The sequence below is a fragment of the Chryseobacterium sp. ERMR1:04 genome, assembly GCF_001297705.1.
GTDB lineage: Bacteria > Bacteroidota > Bacteroidia > Flavobacteriales > Weeksellaceae > Chryseobacterium.
The window spans coordinates 682,849-705,275 of sequence record NZ_LIRF01000003.1 but is presented as its reverse complement, the minus strand read 5'-3'; the positions used below and the strand labels follow the sequence as shown (position 1 = coordinate 705,275).

25 protein-coding genes are annotated in these 22,427 nt (G+C 34.0%); 14 read left to right on the top strand and 11 right to left on the bottom strand.

The genetic code is table 11. The annotated features are described in order from the left end of the window. Positions 1-91: 91 nt before the first annotated feature. Both AMQ68_RS03315 and AMQ68_RS03310 read right to left on the bottom strand, forming a co-directional pair. Positions 92-1,138 (bottom strand): HlyD family secretion protein, encoded by a 1,047-nt coding sequence (locus tag AMQ68_RS03315; RefSeq protein WP_054509188.1) that lies wholly within the window; start codon positions 1,136-1,138, stop codon positions 92-94. 6 nt (positions 1,139-1,144) lie between these two features. Continuing rightward, positions 1,145-2,482 (bottom strand): TolC family protein, encoded by a 1,338-nt coding sequence (locus AMQ68_RS03310; protein WP_241775042.1) that lies wholly within the window; start codon positions 2,480-2,482, stop codon positions 1,145-1,147. Positions 2,483-2,556: 74 nt separating this feature from the next. Here AMQ68_RS03310 and AMQ68_RS03305 point away from each other — a divergent pair, with 74 nt between their 5' ends. Next, entirely contained in the window at positions 2,557-3,420 is an 864-nt protein-coding gene (locus AMQ68_RS03305; RefSeq protein WP_241775041.1) for an AraC family transcriptional regulator, read from the top strand. Positions 3,421-3,915: 495 nt separating this feature from the next. On the opposite strand, the gene rplI is transcribed toward AMQ68_RS03305, so the two are convergent. From rplI to AMQ68_RS03265, 8 genes are all read right to left on the bottom strand, one after another. Beyond that, entirely contained in the window at positions 3,916-4,437 is a 522-nt protein-coding gene (rplI, locus tag AMQ68_RS03300) for a 50S ribosomal protein L9 (RefSeq protein WP_054509186.1), read from the bottom strand. Between the two features lie 118 nt (positions 4,438-4,555). Next, on the bottom strand, positions 4,556-4,858 hold the full coding sequence (gene rpsR / locus AMQ68_RS03295) for a 30S ribosomal protein S18 (RefSeq protein ID WP_027382072.1): 303 nt from the start codon (positions 4,856-4,858) through the stop codon (positions 4,556-4,558). 32 nt (positions 4,859-4,890) lie between these two features. Then, the gene (gene rpsF / locus AMQ68_RS03290; protein ID WP_054509185.1) at positions 4,891-5,232 is read right to left on the bottom strand and encodes a 30S ribosomal protein S6; all 342 of its coding nucleotides are present in this window, start codon (positions 5,230-5,232) and stop codon (positions 4,891-4,893) included. A gap of 285 nt (positions 5,233-5,517) precedes the next feature. Then, on the bottom strand, positions 5,518-6,873 hold the full coding sequence (locus AMQ68_RS03285) for a chloride channel protein (protein ID WP_054509184.1): 1,356 nt from the start codon (positions 6,871-6,873) through the stop codon (positions 5,518-5,520). Between the two features lie 42 nt (positions 6,874-6,915). Further along, positions 6,916-7,542 (bottom strand): hypothetical protein, encoded by a 627-nt coding sequence (locus tag AMQ68_RS03280; RefSeq protein ID WP_054509183.1) that lies wholly within the window; start codon positions 7,540-7,542, stop codon positions 6,916-6,918. Positions 7,543-7,681: 139 nt separating this feature from the next. After that, positions 7,682-8,989 carry a dihydrolipoamide acetyltransferase family protein gene (locus AMQ68_RS03275; RefSeq protein WP_054509182.1) on the bottom strand — a complete coding sequence of 436 codons (1,308 nt, stop codon included), beginning with the start codon at positions 8,987-8,989 and terminating at the stop codon, positions 7,682-7,684. Between the two features lie 63 nt (positions 8,990-9,052). Further along, positions 9,053-9,880: an S-adenosyl-l-methionine hydroxide adenosyltransferase family protein gene (locus tag AMQ68_RS03270; RefSeq protein ID WP_054509181.1), complete on the bottom strand. Its 828-nt coding sequence runs from the start codon at positions 9,878-9,880 to the stop codon at positions 9,053-9,055. Between the two features lie 200 nt (positions 9,881-10,080). Beyond that, a complete protein-coding gene (locus AMQ68_RS03265; protein WP_054509180.1) occupies positions 10,081-10,581 on the bottom strand; it encodes a DUF1440 domain-containing protein in 501 nt (166 codons plus the stop codon). Positions 10,582-10,792: 211 nt separating this feature from the next. On the opposite strand from AMQ68_RS03265, the gene AMQ68_RS03260 reads away from it, so the two are divergent. From AMQ68_RS03260 to AMQ68_RS03230, 8 genes are all read left to right on the top strand, one after another. Beyond that, on the top strand, positions 10,793-11,749 hold the full coding sequence (locus AMQ68_RS03260) for a PhoH family protein (RefSeq protein ID WP_054509179.1): 957 nt from the start codon (positions 10,793-10,795) through the stop codon (positions 11,747-11,749). Positions 11,750-11,848: 99 nt separating this feature from the next. Beyond that, positions 11,849-12,493 (top strand): porin family protein, encoded by a 645-nt coding sequence (locus AMQ68_RS03255; RefSeq protein ID WP_054509178.1) that lies wholly within the window; start codon positions 11,849-11,851, stop codon positions 12,491-12,493. A 133-nt stretch (positions 12,494-12,626) separates the two neighbouring features. Continuing rightward, a complete protein-coding gene (locus AMQ68_RS03250; protein ID WP_054509177.1) occupies positions 12,627-13,289 on the top strand; it encodes a porin family protein in 663 nt (220 codons plus the stop codon). Between the two features lie 141 nt (positions 13,290-13,430). Beyond that, complete coding sequence (locus AMQ68_RS03245) at positions 13,431-13,925, top strand: hypothetical protein (RefSeq protein ID WP_054509176.1); 495 nt, start codon at positions 13,431-13,433, stop codon at positions 13,923-13,925. Positions 13,926-14,135: 210 nt separating this feature from the next. Further along, entirely contained in the window at positions 14,136-14,792 is a 657-nt protein-coding gene (locus tag AMQ68_RS03240) for an outer membrane protein (protein WP_054509175.1), read from the top strand. Positions 14,793-14,875: 83 nt separating this feature from the next. Then, positions 14,876-15,025: a hypothetical protein gene (locus tag AMQ68_RS25490; RefSeq protein WP_241775040.1), complete on the top strand. Its 150-nt coding sequence runs from the start codon at positions 14,876-14,878 to the stop codon at positions 15,023-15,025. After that, on the top strand, positions 15,025-15,543 hold the full coding sequence (locus AMQ68_RS03235; protein WP_241775039.1) for an outer membrane protein: 519 nt from the start codon (positions 15,025-15,027) through the stop codon (positions 15,541-15,543). The genes AMQ68_RS25490 and AMQ68_RS03235 overlap by 1 nt, the downstream gene beginning before the upstream one ends. Positions 15,544-15,615: 72 nt before the next feature. Continuing rightward, positions 15,616-16,281 carry an OmpW family outer membrane protein gene (locus AMQ68_RS03230; protein WP_054509174.1) on the top strand — a complete coding sequence of 222 codons (666 nt, stop codon included), beginning with the start codon at positions 15,616-15,618 and terminating at the stop codon, positions 16,279-16,281. A gap of 82 nt (positions 16,282-16,363) precedes the next feature. Here the strand turns inward: AMQ68_RS03230 and ffh are convergent, their stop codons facing one another. Further along, positions 16,364-17,722, bottom strand: a complete 1,359-nt coding sequence (ffh, locus tag AMQ68_RS03225) for a signal recognition particle protein (RefSeq protein WP_054509173.1) — start codon at positions 17,720-17,722, stop codon at positions 16,364-16,366. 626 nt (positions 17,723-18,348) lie between these two features. Between ffh and atpB the strand changes: the two genes are divergently transcribed. From atpB to atpA, 5 genes are all read left to right on the top strand, one after another. Then, a complete protein-coding gene (gene atpB / locus AMQ68_RS03215) occupies positions 18,349-19,449 on the top strand; it encodes a F0F1 ATP synthase subunit A (RefSeq protein ID WP_054509171.1) in 1,101 nt (366 codons plus the stop codon). A gap of 49 nt (positions 19,450-19,498) precedes the next feature. Further along, the gene (atpE, locus tag AMQ68_RS03210) at positions 19,499-19,693 is read left to right on the top strand and encodes an ATP synthase F0 subunit C (RefSeq protein ID WP_002979108.1); all 195 of its coding nucleotides are present in this window, start codon (positions 19,499-19,501) and stop codon (positions 19,691-19,693) included. Positions 19,694-19,777: 84 nt separating this feature from the next. Beyond that, entirely contained in the window at positions 19,778-20,275 is a 498-nt protein-coding gene (locus AMQ68_RS03205) for a F0F1 ATP synthase subunit B (protein WP_054509170.1), read from the top strand. A 2-nt stretch (positions 20,276-20,277) separates the two neighbouring features. Beyond that, positions 20,278-20,817 carry an ATP synthase F1 subunit delta gene (gene atpH, locus AMQ68_RS03200; protein ID WP_054509169.1) on the top strand — a complete coding sequence of 180 codons (540 nt, stop codon included), beginning with the start codon at positions 20,278-20,280 and terminating at the stop codon, positions 20,815-20,817. 18 nt (positions 20,818-20,835) lie between these two features. Continuing rightward, positions 20,836-22,413, top strand: a complete 1,578-nt coding sequence (atpA, locus tag AMQ68_RS03195) for a F0F1 ATP synthase subunit alpha (RefSeq protein WP_054509168.1) — start codon at positions 20,836-20,838, stop codon at positions 22,411-22,413. Positions 22,414-22,427 lie beyond the last annotated feature (14 nt).

Here is a 22,427-nt window from a genome sequence, read left to right as displayed (position 1 = left end):
TTTAAATTTGAGAAAGAGGAATTTGAAAGTTAAAATCCTTACATAAAATCTAACACTACATAAAACTCTCAAATCCTCATACTCTCAAACTCTATATTTTCTTCGCACTCACCAAAACATTCATTCCGGAAAGTAGTTTTTCGTTATTTTGATTGTTATCAAGAATAATTTTCACTGGAAACCGCTGTTCTATTTTGACGAAGTTTCCCGTTGCATTGTCTGGTTTTACTAAAGAAAACTGAGAACCCGAAGCAGGTGAAATTGACACAATTTTTCCTTTAAATTCTACATCAGGAAAAGCATCTGCGGTAATCGTAATTTCTTGCTTTTGATCAATTTGTCCCAATTGAGTTTCTTTATAATTGGCAATGATCCACTTTTCTTTGCTTACAATTTGAACCAAAGCCTGACCCTCTTTAATTAACTGACCTTCCTGAATTGTTTTCTTTCCAACCCAACCATCATAAGGCGCTGTAACTACCGTGTAGGAAAGGAAAAGTTGAGCATTATTCAAGCTTGCAGAACTTTGTTGAATCTGACTTTTCGCCGGAGCAACTTTAGTTTCCTGTTCGTTTGCGCTTGCTTTCACAGCATTTTTTTGCTGTTCCAACGCTAAAAGATTGGCTTTTGCCTGATCATATGACGCTTTTACGTTTTCAAACTGTTGTTCGGTAGCGGCATCTTCTGAAACCAGGTTTCTATATCTTTTAAAATCCTGCTCCGTTCTCCAAATATCAATTTTGGCAGAGGCGATTTTTGCATCGATGATTTTGGTGTCACTTTCTTTTGTATTGACCCCACTTTGAATGGTGGTAATATTTTCAGAGTTGGCGTGCAGATTGGCTTCTGCCATTTTTACTTGGTTTACAAATTCTCTGTTATCAATGATGATCAAAGTATCTCCTTTGTGAACGAATTGGTTTTCGTTGAATTTTATTGTTTTAATGAAACCTGAAACTTTACTGGAAACAGGCGTAATATATTGTTCGATCTGCGCGTCGTTTGTAGTAACATTTTTTCTCGAAAAAAGATAGAAACTTAGCATTCCTGTGATTCCGCTGATAATAAGGATCCAAGCCAATAAAGTGATCGTTTTATTGATTCTTTTTTCTTTTTGTGTTAATTGCTTCTGTGCCATAGTTTTTTAAAGATTTCCAATCGTATATTGGAGTTGGTAATATTTAAGTTGTCGGTTTATTTTTACAGATATAAGATTGGATTGTGCTTCCAGATTGGCGTTGTCGGCATCAATAAGTTCAGTAATTAAGCTTAATTTATTGATGTATTTTGTTCTTACAATACGGTAGTTTTCTTTCGCCTGATCAATAGCTTCTTCAGCAATTTTCACTTTTTGATCTGTTTCTTCAAACTTTTTGTACGCTTCATAGACATTGTGTCTTACGTTTTCATCATTTTCCTCGATTTGAAGTTTTGCCAGGCTTATATTTTCCTTTGCTTCCTGCATTTTGTATTTATTTTTATACAAACTTTCAATAGGATAAGTAAGGTTTACTCCAATCATTCCTAAACGGTAAGCGTAAGGCTCAGGAGGGAAAAACATCATATTCGGATATTTTAAAAAATATTCTCCGCCTGCTGTTATTTTAGGTAAATAATTCGCTCTTGTTATTTTTTGATCCAGTTGCTTTAATGAAAGGTTTTTGTGGGTCATTTCCACAGATTCATTCTTGGTTAAAGCAGTTTCTGTTAATTCATCTACATACGGAATTTCAGCTTTATCAGAGATCAGATCTTCTGTATTAATGTGCATTTCCTGATTTTCTGGAAGGGAAAGAATTGTTTTTAATTTATGTTCTGCGATTTGAATATCGTTATCTAATTCTGTCCAGCTCATTTTGTGATTAGAAAGTTGTAAAGAGGTTCTCAACACTTCATTCACTGTTACCACGCCGTTTGCTTTTAAGGCTTTTACCTGTTTGATATTCACAGAATCTTCTTTCATTTTATCATCGATCAAATTTTGCTGTTCTTTTAAATGATGGATCTGAAGAAAAGCAGTGATGATTTCCATCGTAAGTTGTCTCTCATCGAGATGTGTTTTTAAACTTGAAATTTCGGTATCAATGGATGCTTTTTTCTCGGTATTTTTAATTTTTCCTCCCATGTAAACCGGAATAGAAGCTGAAAGCGTGAAATCATACATTCCATTAATGATATCATATTTAGTCGCTTTTCCGAATACGCCATTCTCATGTTGAAAAAGATTGGAAACTTGATTATAGCTTGTATGAAATTCAATATCCGGTAATTTTTCCATTTTGAGATCTTTCTCTTTGGTTTCGGACATTTGTTGTTTTAAATGGCTTATCTGAATGTTTTTATTATTCTTTAGACCCAATTCCAAGGCTTGTTGTAAGCTTAGAGATTGATAATCTATCATTTGTGAGTGTAGAAAGCTGCTTATTAATAATAAGCACAACGCAATGCCTTGATATCTACATGCGTTAAATATCATTTTCATAATTTAATTGAATGTTTTTTGATAAATTGATTTTGATAGTGCAAAGTTACGAGGTAGAGTGTCAGACCTGATTTGTGAAAACAGAAAAAGATTTGTTCATTTACGCCAATGTGAAATTTTCTTCTTACCTTTATTCTATGAATGATAGTCATTTTGGAGCCGTAGAAGAAGAAGATGCCGAGTTTTATGTATTTAACGTACTTGCAGGAAATATAACAACGGATGTTCATTATCACGGATCTGCACAATTAGTCTATGCAGAGGGCGGTATTGTGCATGTTTTTACAGATTTAAAACATTGGTATCTTCCTGCAAGATGTTTTATGTGGATTCCCGCTGGAACTCCACATTATATCTTTAGTTCAAGTCCGAAAGTAGATTTATATAATTTTTATTTTAAAAAGGAAGAAAATGAAAATGGCTTTTATGATGAAATTAATGTGTATTCGGTAAGTCATTTGCTTCGGGAGATGATTTTATATACCAAAGACTGGGATGGGAAAATCACAAAAAATGATACTTCAAAATATTATTTCCTCAAAGCGCTGAAAAGTATTCTTCCTGAGAAGAGAGACAAGAATTTAGCATTTCCGGTGCAGCATCCTTTTCCGAAAGATGAAACCTTATTGAAGATTGCTAAATACGTTCATGCTAACCTTGAAAAGCCTCTTACGATAGAATCTACTGCAAAAGAATTTGGAATGAGTACACGAACCCTGTCCAGAAAGTTTAAAGAGATTTTAGGGATGAATTACGTTCGTTTTTTGCGTGCTTTAAGAATCACCCGTTCTTTAGAGCTGATGTTGGAAGGAAAGTATAATATGTATGAGATTGCGATGATGGTTGGCTATAACAGTTTGTCTTCTTTCAGTAATATTTTTAAAAAGGTAATTGGTGTGGCTCCGAGTGAATATCAGCAGAAATTGAGAGGGAAATAGGTAAGTGGGAGGGTTGGTGTGTATGAGGGTTTTAGTGTCATTGCGAGGAGCGTAGTGATGAAGGAATCTCAAAATAAACTTCGCGCTGCAACTTCACCATCTACTTTGTCATTCCGTAGGAATCTCAATAATAATTTTTACTATTCTGTCGCTACAAAAAAAGTCTGGATTCTTCCAGAATGACAAACTTCGTGGAAACTTAATCACATAATTAAATTTTTTTGCAGTAAGAGATTGCTTCGTCGCTTCGCTCCTCGCAATGACAAAAAATAATGATGGCGACGAATGCCCTAGCCCCGATAGGAACGGTTACCCCGCAACATGGACTTGGAGAGTGAGAGGGTTTGATGTTGGAAAGGCTGGCGTGAGGAGTATGAGAGGATAGCGGGATTAAGCTTCTAAAAAAAATAGTGTTAATCAGCAATTGGTAATAAAAAACAAAAAAACCACTTCAAACGAAGTGGTTTATATATTTGAGAAAATCTCTTTAGAATCTTAAGCTTCTTCAGAAGGAGTTTCTTCTACAGCAACTACTTTCTTAGGAGCAGCTGGTTTAGGAGCTTCTACTGGAGCGTCAGATACGATGTCGAATTCGAAGTTGTACTCAACATTTCTGTGTAATCTGATGTTAGCAGTTACTTTACCAGTTCTCTTAATCGTGTTTCCTGGGATTTTGATGTATTTCTTCTCTACAGAAACTCCAGCTTTAGCAAGAGCAGCAGAAAGATCTGCATTGTTGATAGATCCGAATAATTTATCACCAGAACCTACTTTTGCAGGAATGATAACTGTAGCTTTCTTCAATTGATCTACTACACCGTTAGCTGTAGCGATTAATTTAGCTTCTTCTTCTTTTCTAGCTTCCAAAGTAGCTTCTAGAGCTGCTTTGTTTTTAGGTGTAGCTAAAAGTGCAATTCCTTGAGGAAGTAAGAAGTTTCTAGCATAACCTGGTTTTACGCTTACTGTATCGAATTCAAGACCTAAGTTTTCTACGTCTTTTTTTAGGATAATGTCCATTGTTGTTGTCCTTTTTTAGATTTTAGATCACTCTAAAATCAAGTTAGAATTAAAATTATTTATTCAGCAACAAAAGAAGAAAGCGAGCTCTCTTCTTTTATTTATTTTTTGTTGTGGCTTATTTCAACAAGTCAGCTACGTAAGGCATCAAAGCAAGGTGTCTTGCTCTTTTGATAGCAGCAGAAACTTTTCTTTGGTATTTCAAAGAAGTTCCAGTGTATCTTCTTGGTAAGATTTTACCTTGTTCGTTTACGAACTGTAATAAGAAATCAGCATCTTTGTAATCAACGTGCTTAATTCCGAATTTTTTGAATCTACAATATTTCTTTTCAGATTTTGTATTGATATCAAGTGGAGTTAAGAATTTTACTTCTGATTCTCCTCCAGCTGAGGCTTGTTTAGCCATATCATCTATTGCCATGTCTTGTCTTTTTTAAAAAATTGGGTTAATAATTAAGCTTTAGCTACTTTTACTTTAGTTCTTCTTGTTACAGCGTACTCAATAGCATGCTTGTCAAGTTTAGTTGTAAGGTAACGGATCACTCTTTCGTCACGTTTGAAAGCTAATTCTAGATCAGCAACGATAGTACCTTCGCCTTTAAACTCGATTAAAGTGTAGAATCCGTTCTTTTTTAATTGGATCGGATAAGCTAGTTTTTTTAATCCCCAGTTTTCTTTAGCAACGATTTCACAGTTCTTTTCTTTTAAAAGATCTTCAAATTTTTTCACTGCTTCCTCCACCTGAGCGTCAGATAGAACGGGAGTTAAAATGAAAACAGTTTCGTAATTGTTCATAATGTTAAATGAATTTGTTAATTATTTCGAGGTGCAAAAATATGTATTTTATTTCTAATACACAATGTATGACGTAAATATTTGCGGAAAAATATAAAATAAAATTGGTGAATTGTTAATCGTGAATGGCCAGTTGTATGTAATTTTCACACTAAAACACTAAAACACTAAAACACTAAAACACTAAAACACTAAAACACTAAAACACTAAAACACTAAAACACTAAAACACTAAAACACTAAAACACTAAAACACTAAAACACTAAAACACTAAAACACTAAAACTAATCCTCCTTACTTCTAATCTCCGTCAAGAAATTCGCTTTTATAACATCATACAATGAATGGCGGCTTACCAAAATAGAAACAATAGAAGAAACCATTCCTGCCAACATCAAATGGAAAATCAAAGAATGTCTGTCGGTCATTTCTAATACGATAATTGCAGAAGTAAACGGAGCTCGGGTAATTCCGGTAAGGAAAGCAACCATTCCGCCTAAAATAACCACATTGCTTTCATTTGGAGTTAGGTGGATTGCTCCTGAAACAACAGATCCTATACTCGCTCCTGCAGCTAAGGCCGGTGCAAAAATTCCACCTGCGCCACCAGAAGTAAAAGATAGAGCAGGGCCAAGCATTCTTAAAATAGGAACATACCAATCTTCATGTTTATTCTGTGTAAAAAGTACCCGTTGCATGATTTCTTTTCCTGAACCTAAAATTTCTCTATTGATAAAATAGGCTATAGAAGCTATAAAAAGAGCGCATACAATAAGGAAAGCGACATTTGATCTGTCGGTTTTCAATTTTCTTTTTTTCCAGTCATTCATTTTGAGCATGGTCACTGAAAGCTGACTCGCCATAATTCCTGAAATTCCAGCGACTAAAATAATGGGAAACATCACCATTAAAGAAACATCATGGGTTTTAGGATAGCCTAGATATAAATAAGATCCAGCAAAGGTCTGAGCTGTTAGTCCAGCAATGATAACTGCGGTAAAAAGAGCTGTTTTAAAGTAATTAATGTGTGTTTTTGAGAGTTCTTCAACGGCAAATACAATTCCGCCAAGTGGAGTATTAAAAGCGGCTGCAAGACCTGCAGCAGCGCCTGTCATAATCATGTTTTTCTTAGATATTTTTGGCCACCAATGGGGAAGATATTCATTGACTTTCCTAAAAACCGAACCTGCGATCTGAATCGTTGGGCCTTCTCGTCCCACAGCGCCTCCGCCAATCACCAATATAACAGAGGAAAGAATTTTGAAAAAGATGATTTTAAGGCTTAAAAGGCTTCTTATTTTGGTGTGTTCTTTTGGATTGGCCAGTTCAACAGCGGCCATTACCTGAGGAATTCCGCTTCCTTTAGCATTAGGCGCGAATTCTTTCACAAGCCACCACGAAAGTATAAAGCCAATCGGAGCAATGATAAAGATCATCCAATCATGCCAATGAAGAATGATTTCCAACAGTTTTTCTCCCCACGCGAAAATTTTAGCATACATCACAGCAACAAAGCCTGTAATCACAGACCCAATCCAAAAAGGAATCGCCTGAAGCAGATTGTACTTCAATTGTTCGTTTCGGATATTGTCGAAGGATTTTTTGAGACTTCTTCGAATGAGGGTAAAAATTTTCAACATTTGTTAAATTTGAGATGCTAAAATACGTTAAAAATGCGAATTTTATATTTGTTCGAGGAAATCTGAAATTATTAAAGCATTATTTAAGGTAAGTTTTTTCGGGATGGTAAAACTTAAAATATCGTTTTTAATTTCCAGATGAAAATCTTCGTCCGGAAAGCTTTTGATGATTTCTTTTCTTGCAGGATTTAAAAATGCCATTGTTTTATATTTATCACTTCCCAGTACATAAAAATCTTTAAAGTCTCGATCATCTTTAAAATTGATGTTGAAACTACTAAAAATTCCTGCGATTTTATCTGTAAATTTTTTCTTATTGATTGAGATGAAATTAAAGTCCTCATCTAATTTTTTAAACCCTAAACATTGTAAAGTATCAAATTTATTGTTTGTACGAGCTCCTTTTACTGTTGTTTCTATTTTGTTGATTATAAAAAGATAAAAACCGGTTGTATTGTTTTTATTAGTGATATAATAGCAAATTTTGGGTATGATTAAAGGGTTTTCACTTTTAGAAGTGAATTGATTATAGGGAGAATCTTCAATGTTAATCACAGAAATAGAATAGTTTTCAATTAGCTTGTCATAAATTTCAAAAATTAACCTTTCTTCCTCTTTAGAAAAATCAAAAAGTTTAATGACGTCTAATTTTCTAAAATCAAGTTCCATTTTTTTAATATTAGGTAAGTCTAAATTAAGCAATAAAAAACCTCCGAAAAATAAATTCCGAAGGTTTATATGTAAATGCTTCAATAAGCTCAACATGATAATTATATCATTTATGACTTATGAACAATCATGTATTGATTTATACTTCCGTATTCATATCCCAGTTCTGAAGATAGTCATGAACATGTTTCAAGAACATACCTCCAAGAGAACCGTCTACGACTCTGTGGTCATAGGAGTGAGACATAAACATTAATTGACGGATCGCAATTACGTCACCATCTTTAGTTTCAAGAACTGCAGGTTTTTTAACAATCGCTCCGATTGCCAAAATAGCTACCTGAGGCTGAGGAATAATAGGAGTTCCCATTAAGTTTCCAAAGCTTCCTACGTTAGAAATAGTGTAGGTTGCGCCTTGAGTATCTTCAGGTCTTAATTTTTTATTTCTTGCTCTGTATGCTAAGTCATTGATTGCTTTTGCTAACCCTGAAAGAGATAATTGGTCTGCATTTTTAATAACAGGAACAATAAGGTTTCCGTCTGGAAGGGCAGTCGCCATACCAATATTGATGTTTTTCTTTTTGATGATATTCTCACCATTTACAGAAACGTTGATCATCGGATAATCCTGAATTGCTTTTACAATCGCTTTTACAAAAATTGGCATGAAAGTTAATTTCTCTCCTTCACGTTTTTCGAAAATATCTTTATGTTTGTTTCTCCATTTTACAACGTTGGTAACGTCTGTTTCGATGAAAGAAGTAACGTGTGGTGCAATATGTTTCGCTTTCACCATGTTTTCAGCGATGATTTTTCTCATTCTGTCCATAGGAATGATCTCGTCACCTGCAGCAACCGGAACCGTAGAAGCCGGAGCTGATACTGGTTTAGCCACTACAACTGCTTGTTGAGCAGGAGCTGCCTGAGGTTGGTTTCCTCTGTTAGCAACATGTGCTAAAATATCTTCTTTAGTAATTCTTCCTTCTAAACCGCTTCCTTTGATGGTTTTAAGTTCAGTTTCAGAAATGTTTTCTTGTTGAGCAATAGATTTTACAAGAGGTGATAAATAAAGATCTCCTGAGAATTCTACATGTGAAGTAGCGGTAGGTTGTAGGGCGCCTTCAATTGTTTTTAAAGTTTCAGTATCTGGAGCTGAAGTTGGAGCCTCCGTTTTTACTTCTTCTGACGATGCAGTTCCGCCTTCTCCTTCAATTTCTAAAATAGCAATGGCTTCACCTACTTTGGCAACTTCGTCTTTTTGCTTTAAGATTTTCATAATTTTCCCCGAAACTGGTGTCGGAACGTCTGAATCTACCTTATCTGTTGCAATTTCTACTACGGAATCATCCTCTTTTACACTATCACCTTCATTGAATAACCAAGTGATAATTGTCGCTTCCATAACACCTTCTCCCATGGAAGGAAGCAATAATTTGTATTCTGCCATTTTTAATTTTTAGATTTTGACAAATATATAAAAAAAATCGGTTTTTTTATGGAATGTATAATTTTAGAAAAATTCGATGTAAATATTTTCCCCAACATTTAATCCAAACAAAGATTTTGCCCCATTTTTTTTGCTGCCTTTGTAGATCGTAAGTTCCAAAAGCTGACTGTCATTGAAAATTGCAGCCGACTGACCATGGTACTCTGTCTCTCTTTCCCAATCGGAAACAACTTCCGTATGGCTTAAAAAGATTTTTGAAAGGCTTAGATTTCTGAATTTTATGGTGAAATTTTGAGCTCCTTTACTGGCAACTTCAAAAATTTCTTTGTTGATATTTGAAATTATATTTCCGAAATTATCAATATACATCACTTCACCAATGATCATTCTTTCTGACTCATTATGAACAGGTTTCGGGAATAAAAGTTCTTTTACGGAATCTATTTTTCTGCCGATAACTTCAGGAAGACCACCGTTGGCTAAATGCACCGCTGCAGGAACAAAAATGTCTGTTGATGTAAAGCTTACGATGTCATCAAATCTGCTGTTTAGCGTGATTTCATAAATCGCTTCTGGTTTAATATCGAAGAAAATAAGACTTAAAAGCCCATTGTCGGAGGCCAAAAAGTATGATCCGTCCGATTTGTACACAATATTTTTTCTTGATTTATGAAAAAAACTGTCTACCGATAAAATATGAATACTGCCTTTAGGAAAATATTTGTGCGCATTCCTAAAGATATATGAAGTTTGTATAAGGTTGAATGCCTGGATGTCGTGGGTAATATCAACAATATTAACCTCTGGGTTTAGAGACAGAATCTTGCCTTTCATAGCAGCAACTCTGTAGTCTAAATTTCCGAAATCCGAAGTAAGGGTAATGATTGACATTTTGTATATGTAGAATGATAGTATTGCAAATTTATTTAAAATAAAGGAATTAAGTAGGATTTAAATACTTAAAAATATCCTAAAATAGGACAATGTACAAGAAATTTATTTCTTAATAAATTGAATTAAAGAAAGGTGTAAGGCTAAAGAAGCGTATTGTGAAATATTTTTTTTACCCTTTAATTTTAAAGTTTTTGTTTTTAGAGGGTTAATTTTTGTTTGCTTTTAACATATACTCTGATGATTTCAATAGACCAAGCCCACACAATATGACCAAAAAGCTCGGAAAAGTGTTCTTCCCAAGGTTGGTCCAGAGGAGATGGAACGATTCCGATTAACGGCATGATGATAACGTGAAAGAGTACATAAATGATAATGCCATAAAGTGCGCCAGATCCTAAAGTAACCGATTTGTAACGTTCTGCAAGCCAAAAATACAGCCAGGCGAAGAAAAAGCTAAATCCAAAATGAACGATGAAACTAAAAATAGGCCTTGCATTTTCGTTGTACAGATAAGAAAAATGTGATAGTTTTTCCGGGACTCCAAATTTTTCTAATAAAGCTTGAGGAGGGTTGGTAGAATCTCTTTCCGGAGTACGGGGAGGAAAAGGAACCTCCCATCCAAATTTTACAATTGCCGAGAGAAAACCGCCTAATAATGTGGCTTTAAAGAGTGGTAACTTTTCTTGTGGATTTTTCATTTTCTTGTGATTTTTGCTTAGAGGCTTATAAACTTACAAATAATTTAGTTTTCTTCATTTATTTTAGGGTAAAAAAAGATAATGTTTTCATAATGTTTTACTTAAGTGAAAAGGTTTGCTAAGCAATGATTAAAATAATAATTAAAGGGAAAAACATTAAGTTGTATTTGAAAAAAAACTCTAAATTTAGATTCTAATAAAAAATATTTGCATGTTTGAATTAACATTTGATTTGGAAGGTACTGATGCAAAGATCTTCTATGGCGTTAATAACCAATATTTCAATTTAATAAAATCTAGCTTTCCGACACTTAAAATTACGGGAAGAGATCATTATATTTTTGCAATGGGTAACCAGGAAACTTTAGATATTTTTAAGCTAAAACTGGACGATATTGTAGGATTTATTTCGAAAAATAATTCGATTGAATTAAAAGACGTTGAAAATATTCTTAAGTTAAAAGATGAGAATGAAAAACAACTGATTTTTGATCAGGATATTATCGTAAAAGGAGTAAATGGTAAAGTAATTAAAGCTAAAACAGCCAATCTTAAAAAATTAGTAAGAGAAACTGAGAAAAAAGATATGGTCTTTGCTATTGGCCCTGCAGGAACGGGTAAAACATATACCAGTGTAGCTTTAGCAGCCAGAGCATTAAGAGATAAAGAGGTTAAAAGAATTGTTCTAACAAGGCCTGCCGTAGAAGCAGGGGAGAGTTTGGGCTTTTTACCTGGAGATCTTAAAGAAAAGCTAGATCCTTATTTACAGCCTTTGTATGATGCGCTTCGAGATATGATTCCACACGAAAAACTGGAAGGTTTTATTGAAAAAAAAATCATCGAGGTAGCACCTTTGGCTTTTATGAGAGGGCGAACTTTAGATGACGCTTTTGTAATTTTGGATGAAGCTCAAAATACGACTCATTCTCAAATGAAAATGTTTTTAACGAGAATGGGGATGAATGCTAAATTTATTATCACAGGAGATCCTACTCAAATAGATTTGCCTCCAAAACAACAATCTGGTTTGAAAGAAGCGATGAGAATTCTAAAAGATGTGAAAGAAATTGGTTTTGTACATCTTACAGAAGAAGATGTGGTGAGACATCCGGTTGTGAGAAAAATTATTTTAGCGTACAACGAAGAAGATAAAAGACAAAAAGATTAATTTTTTTGTTACGTAAAAGTTATGTTTAAGTGAAATGATATTTTGCTAGAATGGAACTCTATAAATTGAGTTTATTTTAGCCTTACATTAAACGTAACCATGAAAAAACTTTTACTTTTAATCCTGCATCTGTTGGTAGGAATTAATTTAAATGCACAGGAAAATACATTTGGAATCCGAACCGGGATAGGACGTTCTACTTTGAAAACGGACTATGCAGGTTCGGATTCCGATTTTGTATCCAAAGGAAAACTTTCTTTTCATCTTGCTGTTTTTGCTGAACATAAACTTTCAAATCATCTGGCACTACAAGGAGAGATAAGTATTTCGACTACAGGAGGTCGGAACACCTTCTATGATGATGATGGTTCTAAAAATACAAACGCGATCACATTAGGAAAGTTGAGTGTTCCTTTAATGCTTAAGTATTATTGTACGCAACAGTTCAGTATTAACGGGGGCATAATTCCCAGTTTTATCTTGGAGACAATGAGTGAGGACAGGAACAACGAAAAGTTTTTTTCAACTCTTTTAGGAGATTCAATTGATATAAAGAATGATGTAAAAGTTTTTGAATTAAATCCATTTTTAGGGGTTGAATTCCGTATTAGCAGAAAAACATTTCTTGATGCCCGATATATTTTTGGAATTTATGACATTGCGAAAAACAATAAGGATAGCGGATTTGATTCATTAAAAAATAGTTATTTACAAGTTGGGGTAGGATTTAAAATTAAAAAATAAATATTGAATAAAGAATATGTAATGTGTGTTCCTTGTTGATAATAATTTGTTATGGTTGTTTTTTTTTGTTAAAATTTGTTAATTAGAAAAAAAATATTAGTTTTGCGGCATCTTAAAATTAAAACTAATAGGTATGAAAAAAATATTACTAGTTGCAGCAGTCGCTGTTATGGGAATTTCTGCAAACGCACAGGAACTTAGATTTGGTCCTAAAGCGGGTTATTCAATGTCTACACTTAAATATAAAGATAATACAGGTTCTGCAAGTACAGATCCTTTACACACTTTTTATGTTGGAGGTCTTGTAGAATACAAAATCAGTGATAAATTTGGTCTTCAAGGAGAAATATTATATTCTCAACTAGGAGGTAAAATTACTGAAAGTGTTGAAGATGAAGATGGATTTTTCAAAATCCAAAATAAAATGACTTTTGGAACTTTAATGCTTCCTATATCTGCTAAATATTTTATTACTGAAGGGTTGTCTGTTTCTGCAGGTGCAAGTTTCGGATATATTCTTTCTGCAAAGTCTAAAACAGTTGCTGATCTTGGTTTAGGAGGAATTATACCTGGATTAGAGGTTGGAGGTAGTGACGAAAGTGATATCAAAGATCAAACGAATAAATTAAACATTGCCCCTTTCGTTGGTGCTGAATATATGTTAGAAAACGGATTATTCTTTGATGCTAGATATAATATGGGTATCTCTAACTTAGCTAAAGATCCTATTGATGGAGAAAAAACTACAAACAGCTTCTTACAAATAGGAGTAGGTTTCAAATTCGGAGGTAATTAATATTTCCAGATTTAAAAATATAAAAGGCAAAACAAGATTACTTGTTTTGCCTTTTTCTTTGTAGGGAAGAATTGCTAGTATTATTTAGAGGATAAGAAAAGAATTGGTAATTTTGAAGCTACACAATTTGAAATTATTGCGATGAAAAAATTATTATTAGGAGCTTTTGTTTTATTAGGAAGTATAGCTCAGGCACAAGAAGGTTTTAAACTTGGTGCTCATTTTGGTGTTCCGGTAAGTGATGCAAATGGCATTTCATCATTGACACTGGGAATAAATGGAACCTATTTATGGAATGTTACTAAAGGACTTGATGTAGGACTTGCCACAGGATATTCTCACTTTTTTGGAAAAGATAGCTGGGATGATTTTGGATTTATTCCTGTAGCGGCCTCAGGGAAATATAAATTTTCGGGGATACCTATTTTTATAGGACTTGATTTGGGGTATGGAATCTCTGTTCAAGGAGAAATAGACGGCGGTTTTTACGCTTATCCGAAGTTTGGATACCAAATATCTAAAGGAGAGTTGTATTTAGGCTATCAATCCATCAGTAATACACGTGATTTTGGGTGGTATAAAGCAAGCGGAAACCTAGGATCTGTTAATATTGGATACAATTTCTTCTTAAAGTAATATATTTAAAAAGAACCATTTTTGGATTGCACTTGAAGAATTGTAGTTTTTTTATGAAAAAGATTGTTAAAAAAATACAAACAGTTGTTTAGTGTATTTTATCTCTGAAATCACCAATATTTGCGAATGATTTTAATCACATTAACAAATTTTAATATTTAGGGTGCCCAATGTAACTTTGCCCTCAGAAAGTATTAAAATTTTTATAAAATGAAAAAATTATTATTAGCGGGTGCTGTTGCACTTTTCGGTTTATCTAATGCTCAAATTGCAAAAGGAACTGCATATTTATCAGGATCAGTTGGTTATTCTCAAGAAGAAAGTAACAGAGGTGATCTTAAAGTAGAAAACTTTAACGTATTACCTACAGTAGGATATTTCGTTAACACAAACTTAGCAGTTGGTGTTGGAATTGGTTACCAGACTGAAAAAACGACTTCAACAACTACTACAACTTTATTCAACACAACAGTTGTAAACGAAAACGTAACTAAAAAGCCAGCTTTTGTTGTTGCTCCTTTCGTAAGAAAATACTGGACTTTATCTGATAAATTATTTATTTTCGGACAATTAGCAGTACCAATGCAGTTTGGAAAAACAGAAGTTGAAAGCAGTTCAGTTGCTACTACAGGAAACTCAGTAGTTACAAACTCTACTTCTACTGAAGCTAAATACACTCAAATTGGTGTTACTGTTAAGCCAGGTTTAGATTATTTCTTAAACAAAAACTGGTCTATCGAAGCTACAATCGGTGAGTTAGGTTACAGCAACTATAAGCCAAAAGATGGTGATGCAACAAACAACTATAACTTTGGATTGAACTTATCTTCTGTAACTTTCGGAGTTAAGTATGTTTTCGCTAAATAATTAACGAAGCATTCAAAAAATAGAGTCCTAAGATTTATTTCTTAGGACTTTTTTCACATATAAGAATTAATAAATTAATAAACATGAAAAAACTATTATTGGCAAGTGCTATGGCACTTTTCAGCCTTTCAAATGCTCAGATTAAACCAGGAACTGTATATATTTCCGGACAAGTAGGATATACACAGAAAAAAATAATAATACAGAAGATGATACTAAAGTATTTAAAATAATGCCTTCTGTTGGAGTTTTTGTAGCTCCTAATTTAGCTGTTGGGACAGGTATAGGATATCATAATGGAAAATCAGCAAAAAACGAATTTTATTCTGAAGACAGTTCTTATTCTAATCATGCAACATTTACGAATGAAACAACTTCGTTTAGTGTAGCACCTTTTGTAAGAAAATATTGGATTTTATCCGAGAATTTATATATTTTTGGGCACTTAGAAATTCCGGTAGAAATTGGCAAGGAAAATTGGGGTGTGAATGCAGTGTTTATGGACCCTACGAATGGTTTTTATCATACACAATCAATGTCTATTGAAAAGAAATATACGGCATTTGGAGTTAATATTAAACCAGGTTTAGATTATTTCGTTAATAAAAACTGGTCTATCGAAGCTACTATTGGAGAGTTCGGATATAGACACTTAAAAATTAAGGATCAGGAAAAAGGAACTAATGATTTTAATCTTGGTATAAACTTATCTTCCGTGACTTTTGGAGTTAAATATGTCTTTGCTAAATAATCGTTAAAAATATAAAAGGCCTCATAGATTTTCTTAGAGCTTTACTATAATATAAACTTTAAATTAATAAACATGAAAAAATTATTACTAGCTGGTGCAGTTGCACTTTTTGGTTTATCTAATGCACAAATGACTAAAGGGGATTGGGTATTTAGTGGAAACACAGGGTTAGGTTTTAATAACAGTACTAGAACTTATAAAGTAGAAGGAGAATCTACAGATGGTCCTAAAGTTTCTACTATTACTTTCACTCCTTCAGTAGGATATTTTGTGATGGATAAATTGGCTGTAGGGATTGATCTTGACTTGATAAGCACAACTACAAAAGTTTCAGGAGGAAGCTTTGGAATTGATTTTAAATCTAAATCTACAAGTACAAACTTTTCCGTAATGCCTACGGCTACTTATTATTTTGTAAACGGGACTAAGTTTGTTCCTTATTTAGGAGCTGGTGTTGGTTTTGCTACAGAAAAAACGAAATCTACTGACACCGTGATGGGAGTTGCTAATTCTACGAATAATACAGCAGGTGGGTTATCTTGGAAAGTAAAAGGAGGTATTAATTATATGGTTACTCAATCATTGGCTATTAATGTTGGAGTTTCTTACAACCAATTCTCAAGCAAGCAAGATATTGATGGAACTTCAAACCAGTTGAAAACAAAGGTTAATACTTTTGGTGCAAACGTAGGTTTCTCTTATTTCCTTAAATCTAAAGCTCAAAAATCTGATAAATAATCAATTTATTTCAAAGATAAAAACAAAAAATCCGACTCAATTTGAGCCGGATTTTACTTTTATATAAAGTTTTCACTTTTTCTTATTTTCCCATACCGCCCATTCCCGGCATATTTGGCATTTTACTCATCATCTGCATCATCTGCTTTCCTTGAGGTCCCTGCATCATCTTCATCATTTTACCCATTTGATCAAATTGCTTCATCAATTGGTTTACATCTTCAATTTTTCTTCCTGCACCTTTTGCAATTCTCTGTTTTCTCTGAGTGTTTATGATAGAAGGTCTTCTTCTTTCATCCGGAGTCATAGAGTGAATGATTGCTTCAATATGTTTGAATGCATCATCGCTGATCTCAACATCTTTAATGGCTTTTCCAACTCCCGGGATCATTCCCATCAAGTCTTTCATATTACCCATTTTTTTGATTTGATTGATCTGCTTTAAGAAGTCATCAAAACCAAACTCATTTTTAGCAATTTTTTTGTGAAGTTTTTTAGCTTCTTCCTCGTCAAACTGCTCCTGAGCTCTTTCTACTAGGGAAACAACATCTCCCATTCCTAAGATCCTATCGGCCATCCTTTCTGGGTAGAAAAGATCTAAAGCTTCCATTTTTTCTCCTGTAGAGATAAATTTGATTGGCTTTTCTACAACAGAACGAATTGTTAATGCAGCACCACCTCGTGTATCACCATCTAATTTCGTTAAAACAACCCCATCAAAATTCAAAGCATCGTTGAACGCTTTAGCTGTGTTTACAGCATCCTGACCAGTCATTGAGTCAACTACAAATAGTGTTTCGTTAGGTTTAATGAAATAATGAACAGATTTAATCTCGTTCATCATCTGCTCATCAATCGCTAAACGACCTGCAGTATCCACAATAACCACATCATGACCATTTGATTTTGCAAAAGCAATTGCATTTTCAGCAATGGTAGATGGGTTGGTAGAACCTTCTTCAGTGAAAACGGGAACGCCGATCTGGCCACCCAATACTTTCAACTGCTCAATAGCAGCAGGACGATAAACGTCACACGCTACCAATAAAGGTTTTTTATTTTTTTTCGTTTTTAAATAACTCGCTAATTTTCCGGAGAAAGTGGTTTTACCAGAACCCTGAAGACCGGCAATAAGAATAACAGATGGTTTTCCGGAAAGATTAATTCCTTCCTGAGAGCCTCCCATTAGTTCTACCAATTCGTCATGAACGATTTTCGTCATCAATTGTCCTGGAGTAAGAGACGTAAGAACGTTTTGTCCCAACGCTTTATCCTGAACTCTTTTCGTAAGGTCTTTTGCAACTTTATAATTAACATCGGCATCTACCAATGCTCTACGAATCTCTTTTACGGTTTCCGCAACATTGATTTCTGTAATTTTTCCACGTCCGGAAATATTTTGAAGCGCCTTGTCTAATTTATCCTGTAAACTATTAAACATATTTATTTGTAAATTATAGGTTGCAAAAATAAGGAATTTTTGCTACATCTAAAGTATAGAACACGTAATATTATATATAAGGATAAAATCATGTGATTAAACGCTGTTGTATTATAATTAAAAATCTTATTTTTGCGCAAAATAGAAATACATATCGGTTTACGGAATCTGCGTAAACTGTAAATAAATTTTATAATGAAGCTTAATCCTAATATTCTAGTTGTACTAGTAATCTTTTTGACTTTTCTAATTCATTTTTCTTTGTGGAAATTTGTTTTTCATTTAGACGAGATTATTATAGTAAAATTTTATCTTTTTTTGAGTGTAATGTTTGCAATGATGATCACATTAATTATTTTAATTAATAGAGTAGCACCGGAATTTTTAGGCTTATCAGTAATAGGATTGATCCTTTTAAAATTCGGATTAATGTACCTTATTAGGAAAAAATTGGATTTTGAAGTGATTCCAGGGTACAAATTCCATTTTATAATACCATATTTTGTCCTGACAACGCTGCTTACGTATTATGCGATCAAGCTTATTAATCATGACAAAAAACAGTAAAATTATTTATTGAAAATAGAAAAAAAACTCTATTTTTGCACAACGAAAAAAACCTATCAATGTTAAAGAAATTTGCAGTTTTATTCTACAGTATTTTTGTATTAAGTTTAGTGTCTGCGCAACATGGCGAGACGAATGCTGTAGCTGCTCCAACTCAAGAGTTGTCAGAAAAAGACAAAGTAAGTAAAGAAAACAGAGAGTACATCGATCATCACTTGTTAGATGCTCACGATTTTACATTGATGGTTGACAAAGACGGTCACCACATTGGTTTTCCACTTCCTGTTATTTTTTATGATAACGGTTTCCACTCTTTCATGAGTAATAGTAAAGAAGGATTCATCCACGGTGAGCCTACTGAAATTGATGGTTCACATTATGTATTACACCACGAAAAAATCTACAAAACAGACGCAACTGGAAAATTAGATTTAGATAAAGATGGTTATCCTACTAATGAGAAGCCATTAGATCTTTCAATTACTAAGAGTGTATTTATTATTATATTAGTATCAATCTTTCTTTTAGTTTTATTTGGAGGAATGGCGAGATCATACAAGAAATCAGTAGTTCCTACAGGTGCTGCGAGATTCTTAGAGCCGTTGATCATCTTTGTTAGAGACGAAGTTGCTATTCCAAACATCGGACACAAGTATAAAAGATTCATGGGATACCTATTAACAGTATTCTTCTTTATACTTTTCTTAAACGTATTAGGATTAATGCCTTTCGGAATCAATGTTACAGGTAATATTACAATGACATTCTTCTTGGCTATCCTTACGTATCTAATTACTACATTCTCTGCGAATAAAGATTATTGGAAACACATCTTCTGGATGCCGGGAGTTCCTGTACCAATGAAATTGATCATGTTGCCAATTGAATTATTGGGAACAATCACGAAGCCTTTCGCATTGATGATTCGTCTTTTTGCAAACATGACTGCAGGACACATCGTAGTAATGAGTTTGATCGGATTGATCTATGTATTTAAAAATGTTGCAGCAGGAATTGCATTCCCGTTCTTAACATTAGTAATTTATTTATTAGAAGTATTAGTAGCGTTCTTACAGGCTTATATCTTTACAATGTTATCCGCTTTGTTTATCGGAATGGCTGTACAAGAGCATGAGCACGAACATCACGCTGCTCACTAATAGAAAAGTTAAATAAAATAGTAAAACAAATTTTTTAAAATTATATATTATGGAAATTCCTAAAATTGTAGGTGCTGGTATCGTTGTATTAGGTGTTGGTATTGGTCTTGGTAAAATCGGAGCTGCTGCTCTAGAAGCTATCGCTAGACAACCAGAACAATCTGGAAAAATTCAAACAGCTATGCTTATCGCTGCTGCACTTGTTGAAGGTGTTGCGTTTGCTGCTCTTTTCGCGGTAAACTAATTAAAATTAAACCATTACCCGTAACGGTTGGTTACAGGTAATGGTTATTTAAGAAAAAGTAATAATTTTTTATACATTAATATAATGGAATTAATTCATCAGTTTTCATCAGGATTATTTATTATCCAGTCTGTTATTTTTCTAGCACTATTATTTCTGTTAGGTAAATTCGCTTGGAAACCTATTTTAAAATCTATTAATGATAGAGAAACTTCTATTGTTGACGCTTTAAATCAAGCTAAATTGGCTAGAAAAGAAATGGAAACATTAAAAGAAGATAACGAAAGAATCATTCGTGAAGCTAAAATCGAAAGAGATGCTATCCTTAAAGAAGCTAGAGAGATTAAAGATAGAATCGTAGGTGAAGCTAAAGATGCTGCTAAAACTGAAGGAGATAAATTGATCGAAGCTGCAAAACAAACTATCAATGCTGAGAAAAATGCTGCAATGGCAGACATTAAATCTCAAATTGGTACTTTATCTGTAAACATTGCTGAATCTATTTTGAAGCAAAAATTAGACAACAACGAAGCTCAGAACGAGTTGGTTCAAAATTATTTAAACAAATCTAATCTTAACTAAGAATGCTTACATCTAAAGTAGCTAAAAGATACGCGCAGGGTTTGCTTGAGTTCACGAATGAAACAGGTCAAACAGCTACTGTATTTTCTGAAATGAAAGATGTTGCGAAATTGATGTCTCAATCTACGGATTTGAACAAATTTTTCTTAACACCTTACATTGATGCTAAAAAGAAAGTAGAGGTAGCAAAAGAGATTTTCAAAAGTTTGTCGGCTTCTTCTCAAAATTTAATCACATTGGTGATCAGACATGGTCGTGAAAACCAATTGAAAAATATTGCTCAGGAATACATCAACAAAGTTGAAGATATTAATGGGGTACAAAGAATAACTCTTACGACTGCAACTCAACTTTCGAAAGAAAATATCGATCAGATATTAAGTTCTACAAACTTAGTAAAAGCGGGTTCAAACTTTGATTTGAAACTAAATGTAAATCCTGATCTTTTAGGAGGTTACATTTTAAGAGTAGGAGATCAGCAGGTAGATGCCTCTGTGAAAACTAAGCTTAATCACATTAAAAAAGATTTTCAGTTAAATTAAGACAAAAACAACCATACAATGGCAGAAATAAATCCGGCAGAAGTATCTGCGATCTTAAAACAGCAATTGGCCAACTTCGACACTCATGCAAACGTTGAGGAAGTAGGTACAGTTTTAACCATCGGTGATGGTATTGCTCGTGTATACGGGTTAGAAAACGTACAATACGGAGAGTTGGTGAAATTTTCTAGTGATGTAGAAGGTATTGTACTTAACCTTGAAGAAGACAACGTTGGGGTTGCTCTACTTGGTGAAAGTAAATTAGTAAGAGAGGGAGACACTGTAAGAAGAACAAACAGAATCTCTTCTATTAAAGTAGGAGAAGGTATGCTTGGTAGAGTAGTTGATACTCTTGGTAACCCTATCGATGGTAAAGGTCCTATCGCTGGCGAATTATACGAAATGCCATTGGAAAGAAAGGCTCCTGGAGTTATCTTCAGACAGCCGGTAACTGAGCCTTTACAAACAGGTATCGTTGCAATTGACTCTATGATCCCTGTAGGAAGAGGTCAAAGAGAGCTTATCATTGGTGACAGACAGACAGGTAAAACTACTGTTGCTATTGATACAATTATCAACCAAAAAGAATTTTTTGAAGCTGGGCAACCAGTATATTGTATATATGTTGCAATTGGGCAGAAAGCATCTACAGTAGCACAAATCGTTAAAACGCTTTCTGATAAAGGAGCTTTAGCGTATACTGTAATCGTTGCTGCTAACGCATCAGATCCAGTTCCAATGCAGGTATATTCTGCAATGGCAGGTGCATCTATTGGTGAGTTCTTCAGAGACACTGGTAGACCGGCATTGATCATTTATGATGATTTATCTAAACAAGCAGTAGCGTATCGTGAGCTTTCTCTTCTATTGAGAAGACCACCGGGACGTGAGGCTTACCCTGGAGACGTTTTCTATCTTCACTCAAGATTATTGGAAAGAGCTGCAAAAGTTATCGCTGATGATAAAATTGCTAGCCAAATGAATGACTTACCTGAGTCTTTAAGACCAATCGTAAAAGGTGGTGGTTCATTAACGGCACTTCCAATTATCGAAACTCAGGCTGGTGACGTTTCTGCGTATATTCCAACAAACGTAATCTCTATTACTGACGGACAGATCTTCTTGGAGTCTGACTTGTTCAACTCAGGGGTTCGTCCTGCAATCAACGTAGGAATCTCAGTATCGAGAGTAGGAGGTAACGCTCAGATCAAATCAATGAAAAAAGTTTCTGGTACGCTAAAATTAGACCAGGCTCAATACAAAGAATTGGAAGCGTTTGCTAAATTCGGTTCTGATCTTGATGCTTCTACTTTAGCAGTTATCTCTAAAGGAGAAAGAAACGTAGAGCTTCTTAAGCAGCCAGTAAATTCTCCACTTCCTGTAGATAGCCAAGTTGCTATGATCTATGCAGGTACAGAGAACTTAATGAGAAACGTTCCTATCAAAAAAGTAAAAGAATTCCAAATTGAGTATATCGCGTTCTTAAGATCTAAGCATCCTGAAACAATGGCTGCACTTAAAGCTGGAAAGATCGACAACGATATTACAGCTGTTCTTAAGCAAGCGGCTAACGATTTAGCTTCTAAATATAACTAAAATTAGTTGATGAT